Here is an 8,601-nt window from a genome sequence, read left to right on the forward strand (position 1 = left end):
CGAAGATCAATTTACGCCCACGCAAACGCCTGGGCTGGAAGACACCGTACGAAGTGTATGCAGGGGTGAGCGTTGCACTTATGGGTTGAATTCAGGCAGTCATGGCCGCTTATTTTGGCCGGCCTGCTTATTCTTGGTGCGCAGGCGTTGCTCACGGGCGGCTGGTTAATCGGCGTGACAGTAGCGGTGCTATTTGCATTGGGTTCGTATCAACTTCTGGCCAAACGCAATCTGATCAAAAGCACCTTGGCACAGCATCCCAAAGCTTTCACCAGTGCGCTGATTGCGCAAACCTACACCGACAGCCGAGGTGCACAGGCGCTACTGGACATGGCCATGATCAGCGAAGAGGCGCGCTTGCAAACGGCGCTGACGCGCATTGAAGATGCCGGCAACAACGTTAAAAAACATGCCGCGCGTTCGGCGCAGTTGTCGCGATCCGGTGCGCAGATGCTGGATCAGCAGCGCAGCGAAACCGATCAGTCGGCTACCGCTATCAACCAAATGGCGGCCACCATCCAAGAGGTTGCACATAATGTGCAAAGCACTTCGCACGCGGCTGAAGAAGCTGACCACCTAGCTAAGCAAGGCCTGGAGTTAGCCAGTGGCAGCCTGGAGTCGATGCAGCATATGGCCAAGGCTGTGGTGGATATTGGCCAGGCGGTGAACGACTTGGCCAACTCCACACAATCGATTGGCAGCGTGGCGGATGTGATCACCTCGATTGCCGAGCAAACCAACTTGTTGGCCCTCAATGCGGCGATTGAGGCGGCGCGGGCTGGTGAGCAAGGGCGCGGCTTTGCCGTTGTGGCGGATGAAGTGCGCTCGCTGGCATCGCGCACCCGTGAGTCAACCGAGCAAATCCACCAGATCATTGCTTCCCTGCGCGCAGGCGCTGAACGGGCAGTGACCACGGCGGGCAAGGGCGAGGCTATTTCCACGCAAAGTGTGGAAAGCGTGCAAGCGGTGCGCGGTGCGTTGGATGGCATCAGCGTGGCGGTCAGCCGTATCACCGGCATGAGCCAGCAAATGGCTTCTGCCTCGGAGCAGCAAAGCCATGTGGCTGAAGACATCAGCCGGCAGATCACGCAGATTGCGCAACTGTCCGATCGCAGCGCTGACCAAGCTCACCAAGGCGCACAACTGGGGCAGGAGTTGGAAGACATGGCCGATTACCTGCACAGCTTGGCCGAGCGCTTTAACCGCTAAGTTGGCCGGCGGGCTCGCTGTGGCAGGCCTGCTCGATCGCTATTGTGGCAAACTGCGCGGCCGAGGAGAGCCCCATGTCACGCCCGCAATGCCCGCGCTGCATACGTCCAGTCGACCGCTGCCTGTGCGCCCTGATTCCCAGCTTGCCCAGCCGCACGCGTTTGCTCATCTTGCAACACCCCAGTGAAGTGCGGCACGCCCTAAACACGGCGCGTTTGGCAGCGCTCGGCTTGCGTAACGTGCAGTTGCTGGTGGGTGAAGTGTTTGAGCAACTCGACACGCATTTGCAGCAACCGGGCTACCAACCTTACCTGCTGTTTCCAGGGGAGCACGCGCAGCCCTTGGCTGCTATGGCCGCTACTGCTGCAACACAGCCCATGCTGTTGGTGGTGCCCGATGGCACGTGGCGCAAGGCGCGTAAATTACTGCACCTTAATCCGGCAGTGTCCGCATTGCCGCGCGTGGTCTTGGCGGCGGGTTTGCAGTCGCGCTATCGCTTGCGCAAAGCGCCCATGCCGGGTGCGCTGTCGACCATCGAGGCGATTGTTGAAGCGCTGAATACACTGGAAGCCCCGGCGCGTTTTGATGCCTTGCTTAAACCGTTCGATGCGCTGATTGAGGGGCAAATCGAGGCAATGGGTGAGCAGACTTTTCAGCGCAATCATGGCCGCGAAGTATCAGGCTGATCTCCACGTTTAGCGTTCGCGCATGGCCTCTGAACGGGCTTTCAAGACGGGTTTAAGCAGGTAGTCCAGTACGCTCTTGTTGCCGGTGATGATGTCCACGGTGGCGACCATGCCGGGAATGATCAGCAGGGGATGTTCAGGGCTGCCAAGGTGGCTTTTATCGGTGCGCACTTGAATCAGGTAGAAGCTGTTGCCTTCTTCATCGGTGATGGTGTCTGCGCTGATCAACTCAAGGCTGGCCTTGAGCCCACCGTAGATGGTGAAGTCATACGCACTGAACTTGACCATGGCTTTTTGCCCGGGATGCAAAAACGCCACGTCCTGCGGCCGCACCTTGGCTTCGATCAGCAGGCTGTCATCCAGCGGCACGATTTCCAGCATGTCACTGCCGGGCTGCACCACGCCGCCAATGGTGTTGACCTTGAGCTGTTTGATGATGCCGCGCACGGGCGAGACCACCGTAGTGCGGCTGACGCGGTCATCAATGGCCATACTGGTGGCGGTTATTCTCTGCAACTGGGCGCGAATTTCATTGAGTTCTTTGAACGCTTCGGAGCGAAAACCCAGTTCTGACTCTTCAATACGGCTTTTGATTTCATCCATCGCCGACTCTGCCCGAGGGATGGCGAGGTTGGTGGCGTCCAGTGACCCGCGAATTTCCACCAGGCTGCGGCGCAGTCGCAGAATCTCCACCTGGGAAATCGCTCCGGTGGCCACCAGCGGTTGCGACATATTCAGCTCTTGTTGCAGCAGGCCCATGCTGGCGCGGTATTGCTGGGCTTTGGCGCGAAACTCGGCCAGCTCTTGGGTTTTTTGTCGCAGTTGCTCGCCGAGGGTGCGGTGCTCGCTTTGCAGGCGGTGTTGGCGCGACTGATAAAGCGCCCGTTCATCCTCGGCCAGTTGCGGTGCCTCACGCAAAATATCTGCGGGTATATTAAGTGGGCGACCTTCAGCCTCGGCCGAGAGGCGTTCTGCTTTGGCCAGCAACGCCTGACGGTCGGCCTCGGTTTCGCCCCGGCTGGAGAGAAAGCGCGTGTCATCCAAGCGCAGCAGCACGGCGCCTTGTTCGACCACCTGACCTTCACGCACGAAAATCTCACTGACGATGCCGCCCTCCAGATTCTGGATTACTTGGATTTTGCTGGACGGGATGGCTTTACCTTCGCCGCTGGTGACCTCTTCAAGTTGCGCGTGATAGGCCCAGAACAGAGCGCTCAAGATGCAGGCACTGACCACCCAAACGGTGATGCGGGTAAACCAAGGCGAGTCTTCGAGGATGGCCCCGTCGACCTCCGGCATAAAGTCGGTGTCTTGTTTGCGCTGGCGCAGGCTGGCGAAATAGCTGCGAAGTGAGTGACGGTTTGGCATACGCGCTCCCTATACCGCTGCCGGGCCGACACGGCCCTTGCGCAGTGCCTCGATAACGGCGTCTTTCGGGCCGTCTGCAACGATATGGCCGTTGTCCAGCACCACCAGGCGATCCACCAGGCTGAGCATGGCAGCACGGTGAGTGATCAACAGCAGGGTTTTGCCGACGGTCCAGTTTTGCAGGCGATTGCGCAGAATCTCCTCGCTGGTGTTGTCCATGGCGCTGGTGGGCTCATCGAGTAGCAAAATCGGTGGGTCGAGTAGCAGGGCGCGGGCCATCAGCACGGCTTGCCGCTGTCCACCGGAGAGCAGTTGGCCGCGCTCACCCACGGGGCGGTCAAAACCCTGCGGGTGTTGCCGGGCCAATTCGGTAACGCCGGTCAGCTCGGCCACTTCGAGCATGCGCGCATCGCTCACGTAGCGTGCGCCTAGGGTCAGGTTGTCGCGCAGACTGCCAGCCAAGAGCGGCAGATCGTGGGCGACATAACCAATTTGGTGGCGTAAATCAGCCACGTCGAGTTGGCGCAGATCGAGGTTGTCCAGCAGGATTTGCCCTTTTTCCGGGCTGTAAAACGCCATGATCAGGCGCGCCAGGGTACTTTTGCCGGAGCCGCTGCGGCCAATAATGCCGACCCGTTCGCCGGCCTTCAGGCGCAGGCTGACACCCGCCAAAGCCGGTGTGCTTTGGCCGGGGTAATTGAAGGTGACGTCACGCACCTCCAGAGCACCATGCAGTTGCGTGCGGTCCAGCGGTCTTTGTTTGCTCTGGCGCTCCTGCGGCAGGGCCATCAGCGCATCGGTGCTGGTCATGGTTAAGCGCGCTTGCTGATAGCGAGTGATCAACCCGGCGATTTGCCCGAGCGGGGCAAGGATGCGGCTGCCGAGCATGTAGCAGGCCACCAGCGCACCCACACTGAGTTGCCCGGCAATGATGATGTACACGCCGCAGACAATGGTGGCGATGCCGGCAAATTGCTGCAGAAACAAGGTGCCGTTGGTAGCGATGGCCGCCAACGAACGGGCATGGATATCCAGGCGGGTGAGCGCGCCGTGGGTTTTCTCCCATTGGTGCTGGCGCTCACTTTCAGCCCCGCAGGCCTTTAGGGTTTCCAGCCCACCGAGGGTTTCGATCAGCAAGGCCTGGCGTTGTGAGGCCAGTTGCAGGCTTTTTTCCACGGTGTCGCGCAGGCGTGCCTGGATCACAAAGGCGAATAGGGCGGTGATAGGAAATGCCAACAGCGGAATCACCACCAGCCAGCCGCCGATCAACCAGATGACGATTAACATCAAAAACGAGAAGGGCAGGTCTATCAGGCTGGTCAGGGTGACGGCAGTGAGAAATTCGCGCAGCCCCTGAAAGTCATGAATGCTCTGCGCAAAGCCACCTATTGTGGCGGGGCGGGCATGCATCGACATGCCGGTGATGCGCTCAAACAGCGTGGCTGAAAGCACCACGTCGGTTTTTTTACCGGCGGTATCGAGCAGGTGCGAGCGCAAAATTTTCAGCAACAACTCAAAGCCCATGCCAATCATCAAGCCGATCACCAGCACCCAGAGCGTTGAAAGCGCCTGGTTGGGCACCACGCGGTCGTAGGTCTGCATGACAAACAACGGCACCATCAGGGCCAGCAAGTTGATCAGCAAACTGGCCAAAACGGCATCGGTGTAGAGCCAGCGCGACAGCTTTAAGGTGTCGCGAAACCAGGCTTCAATGCGCGGGATCAGCGGGTTGCGCGCCTCTTCCAGGTCATGGCGTGGGCGAGCAAAAAAGGCCTGGCCGCTGTACTCGGCAGCCAACTCTTCGCGGCTGACCCATTGCTCGCCGCCCTCGGCTTCGCAGGGCAGAATTTGTGCCGTGTCGTTGTCGCCCCATTTGCGTAATACCGCACTGCGACCGTTTTTTAACAGCAGCAATACCGGCAGGTTTAGCGCAGAAATACTGGTCAGTTCGCGTTGCAGCAAGCGGCCTTGTAGCCCGGCTCGCGCCGCTGCTCGTGCTAACAAATCAGCGCTGAGACGTTGCTCCGCAAGTGGTAGGCCGGCACTCAGGCTGCCACGGCTGGCGGGGCAGCCGTGCAGTTTGCAGAGGATCAGCAGGCCATCAAGCAGAGGGTCGTCGTGATGCAGACGCGGGTCGCTGGATAGCCCCGGCCGTTCCATGCTGGTCAAAATCGACTACTCCTTATCTGTCGGTTTACTTCATGTCCGGCAAACGCGCCTCGCTTTTTACTTCGTTGAGGGCCACGGCTTCTGCCGGCACAACCACCTGCTGCTGGCGCAGCAAATCACCCATTGCAGCCGTGACGCGGTACATGGAGAACTCCTCGCCAAAGCGCACTTCGCTGTAACGCCGGTTGGCGGTGAACAACTCGTTTTCACTGTCGAGCAAGTCGAGCAGTGTGCGTTGTCCCAGGCTGAACTGCTGCTGGTATGCCTCGCGAACCCGCGCGGTGTAGTCGGCGTAATCGCGTGCTTTGGGCGTCTGCAGGCGAGCGTTTTCCATGGCATTCCAAGCCAGGGAAAGGTTTTCGTTGAGCACACGCAAAGCATTGTTGCGGATGTCCATCGACTCATTGACCTGATGCGACGTGGATTGCAGGCGCGCCTTGTCCCGCATGCCATTGAACAGGTTGTAATTCATCACCACTGCCGCGCGCCAACCGTTGCGATGGCCTTCGTCGCCCTGCACATCGTTGTCGGCGTTAGTGGCCAGTTCCAGATCGACCCGTGGGTAGAAGGTTGATTTAGCCACTTCGTATTGCTTCTCGGCCGCGTGCACATCGGATTGCGCTGACTTGAGGAAGGGGTTGTTGGCCATCACAACTTCGCGGGCATCACTCAAGGTTCCCGGCAGGGAGCCTTTCAACGACGCCGGGGATTGCAGTTCATCTGGCAAGCGGCCAACGGCACTGTAGAAGTTGGCCTCGGCATCGGCCAGATTGACCTGCTCGGTGTACAGGTTGTTTTCGGCCAGCGCCAAACGTGCTTCGGATTGATCCAGGTCAGCCGTGCTGCCGACGCCTTGCTGGCTGCGCAGGCTGATTTGGTCGTTGATGCGTTGATGGGCCTGCAGGTTGTTGCGCGCCAATTCGACCATCTCACGACGCATGAGCAAGTCCAGATAAACCTCGACTGTGCGCAAGGCCAGGCTTTCAGAGGTTCCCAGCAGTCGGTAGGCCCGTGAGTTCACCACGGCTTGGGTACGGCCGACTTCGTTGGGGGTGTTGAAACCATCAAAGAGCATTTGCCGCAGGCGTAGCTCTGATGTGCCGTAGTTCAGGGTTTCGCTGTTGTGATCGCCCTGTGCACGCGTACTGGGGCTGTCGGTGTGTTCGCGACCATAGCCAACGAGCAGGTCGACAGTGGGCAGATAACCGCCTTTGGCAATCTTTACCTCTTCATCCGATGAAAGGCGACTGTTCACGCCCGCATGAATTTCAGGGTGATTGTCGAGCGTGCTTTGAATCGCCTCAGACAATGTGATGCCCTGAGCTGGAGTGCATATCGCCGCTAGAACGATGCTGCTCCAAAGAGGGGTGAGTACGCGCATGGGTAAGACTCCTTTTGAATGTTCAGTCCAGTCGCCAATAAAATGACTTTATTCGGCTTTTTCTTTAACGAGCTTTGTAACATCAAAGCTAAGAACACTTTTCACTTTAGCTAAGAAAGAATTGCTACAAGCCTTATTCAAAAAAAATCTTATGCTTGCTGAGAAAAGCAGCACATTGTTTTCACCTGTAGGCCTTTATTTTCGCTGTATACAGCGACTTTAAGGTCTTTTTGAGCGGGGCAGGTGCGTTTCGGGGCGCGATGGCGCTGGTACGGTGGACGGTGCAAAGTTGGGTGACATTTTTTTGTCGTTATCTTTTTTAGGTAAACCGTCGTTTTCCTCAAGCCAGTAGTTTTTCGTTCTTCTCGAAGGGTGTTTGACCCTATTTGACATACGTGTCGACGGTGGTCGGCAGCGGTAGTGAGGATGGAATCATGGCTACTTTGGTGGGTGTCGTCAGTCAGGTTATCGGCGAGGTTTTTGCAGTGGCAGGCGACGGAACACGTCGGCCACTCAGCGAAGGCGATCAGGTTTTTGCCGGTGAACAATTAATCACCAGCGCAGGTGGCGCGATTGCCATCACCCTGAGTAACGGGCGACAACTCACCCTTGGGCGTGACAGCAGCCTGAACCTCACCGAGCAGATGCTCGCCGCTAATAGCGATCAGCCAGCGTTTAACCAACCTGCAGCCACTGCACCCCCCAGCGATGCAGACCTTACTGATGTGGAGCAACTGCAAGCAGCCATTGAGGCGGGTATCGACCCCACGCTTGAGGGCGAAGCCACAGCTGCGGGCCCAGGCGCGGGTGGTGCAGGCGGTGCGGGAGGCGCAGGAGGTGGCAACTCCTTTGTCTTACTGAGTGAAACCGGCGGCTCGCTAGACCCAACCATTGGCTTCCCAACGGCAGGGTTGAGTGTTGCACCTGAGTTTCCAGATGCAGAGCCGGCAGCGGCTGATGCCGCCCCTGTTGTTGTGGATTTCAGCCCCGAGTTGGAAATCGAATACCAAGATGGCACGGGCTCATTGATTGCCGGCCCTGCACTGGTGGACGAAGAGGCGCTGGACGCCGGCAGCAATGCGGACAGTCCGGCTGAACAGGCAAACGGCACGATCATCATCAACTCCCCGGATGGGGTTTCTGCGCTGCAAATTCAGGATGTGGACGGCAACTGGGTGGATGTCACCGCCGGCGGTGTGGTGCAGGGGCAATACGGCACGCTGAGTGTGGATGCAGCCGGCAACTGGACCTACACCCTGAGCACTAACACGCTGGACCACAGCAACCCGAACACCACCGGGGCGGCGGATCAGGTTGGTGAAAGTTTCCCCGTGCGAATGTTTGATCTGGACGGTGATGTATCGCCGACCGTCGCCATCAACGTACTGATAAACGACGACGGCCCGCAGGCGCAATTGAGCGAAGAACCAAGCGAGTGGGGGTTGGCCATCGTTGATGAAAGCCTGATCAGCCTCGGGGGGACTGGCAGCGATGGCGTGGCCAGCGCGGTGCTGAGTGCAGCGGCGGTACAGGATCAATTCAATAGCCAATACGGCGCAGATGGTGCCGGTGTAGGCGGCACCGTGTACCGCTTGGAACTGAGCGGCGACGATGTGTCGAGCGGTCTGTTTGCGGTGGATGCCAGCGCAGCCGATGGCAAAGGCGAGCCAATCGTTCTCAACCAAGTGGACAACGTCATCACCGGCAGCGCCGGCGGCGTGGCCTATTTCACCCTGACCATCGACCCGGCAAGCGGTGAAGTGACGCTGAACCTGCTCGATAACCTCT

At 58.7% G+C, this 8,601-nt stretch carries 5 protein-coding genes and 1 pseudogene; 3 read left to right on the plus strand and 3 right to left on the minus strand.

The window, feature by feature from the left end; all coding sequences use genetic code 11:
• Positions 1–168: 168 nt before the first annotated feature.
• Both AUK77_RS02700 and AUK77_RS02705 read left to right on the plus strand, forming a co-directional pair.
• Positions 169–1,209, plus strand: a pseudogene (locus AUK77_RS02700) (methyl-accepting chemotaxis protein); the annotation flags it as partial.
• Positions 1,210–1,283: 74 nt separating this feature from the next.
• On the plus strand, positions 1,284–1,895 hold the full coding sequence (locus tag AUK77_RS02705) for a DTW domain-containing protein (protein ID WP_296125818.1): 612 nt from the start codon (positions 1,284–1,286) through the stop codon (positions 1,893–1,895).
• 9 nt (positions 1,896–1,904) lie between these two features.
• On the opposite strand, the gene AUK77_RS02710 is transcribed toward AUK77_RS02705, so the two are convergent.
• The 3 genes from AUK77_RS02710 to AUK77_RS02720 are packed head-to-tail and all read right to left on the minus strand — an operon-like array spanning position 1,905 to position 6,813.
• Complete coding sequence (locus AUK77_RS02710; RefSeq protein WP_296125819.1) at positions 1,905–3,263, minus strand: HlyD family type I secretion periplasmic adaptor subunit; 1,359 nt, start codon at positions 3,261–3,263, stop codon at positions 1,905–1,907.
• A 9-nt stretch (positions 3,264–3,272) separates the two neighbouring features.
• Complete coding sequence (locus AUK77_RS02715) at positions 3,273–5,423, minus strand: type I secretion system permease/ATPase (RefSeq protein ID WP_296125824.1); 2,151 nt, start codon at positions 5,421–5,423, stop codon at positions 3,273–3,275.
• A 34-nt stretch (positions 5,424–5,457) separates the two neighbouring features.
• Positions 5,458–6,813, minus strand: a complete 1,356-nt coding sequence (locus tag AUK77_RS02720) for a TolC family outer membrane protein (RefSeq protein ID WP_296125821.1) — start codon at positions 6,811–6,813, stop codon at positions 5,458–5,460.
• A 434-nt stretch (positions 6,814–7,247) separates the two neighbouring features.
• On the opposite strand from AUK77_RS02720, the gene AUK77_RS02725 reads away from it, so the two are divergent.
• Positions 7,248–8,601: retention module-containing protein (locus AUK77_RS02725; protein WP_296125822.1), on the plus strand; the 1,354-nt coding region annotated here is incomplete at its 3' end.

Source organism: Pseudomonas sp. Ga0074129 (assembly GCA_001465025.1).
Lineage (GTDB): Bacteria > Pseudomonadota > Gammaproteobacteria > Pseudomonadales > Pseudomonadaceae > Aquipseudomonas.

What these genes read in the sequence shown, in the direction of transcription:
- AUK77_RS02705 (WP_296125818.1), top strand. Translation starts at nt 1,284, where the DNA reads ATGTCACGCCCGCAATGCCCGCGCTGCATACGTCCAGTCGACCGCTGC.
- AUK77_RS02710 (WP_296125819.1), bottom strand. Translation starts at nt 3,263, where the DNA reads ATGCCAAACCGTCACTCACTTCGCAGCTATTTCGCCAGCCTGCGCCAG.
- AUK77_RS02715 (WP_296125824.1), bottom strand. Translation starts at nt 5,423, where the DNA reads ATGGAACGGCCGGGGCTATCCAGCGACCCGCGTCTGCATCACGACGAC.
- AUK77_RS02720 (WP_296125821.1), bottom strand. Translation starts at nt 6,813, where the DNA reads ATGCGCGTACTCACCCCTCTTTGGAGCAGCATCGTTCTAGCGGCGATA.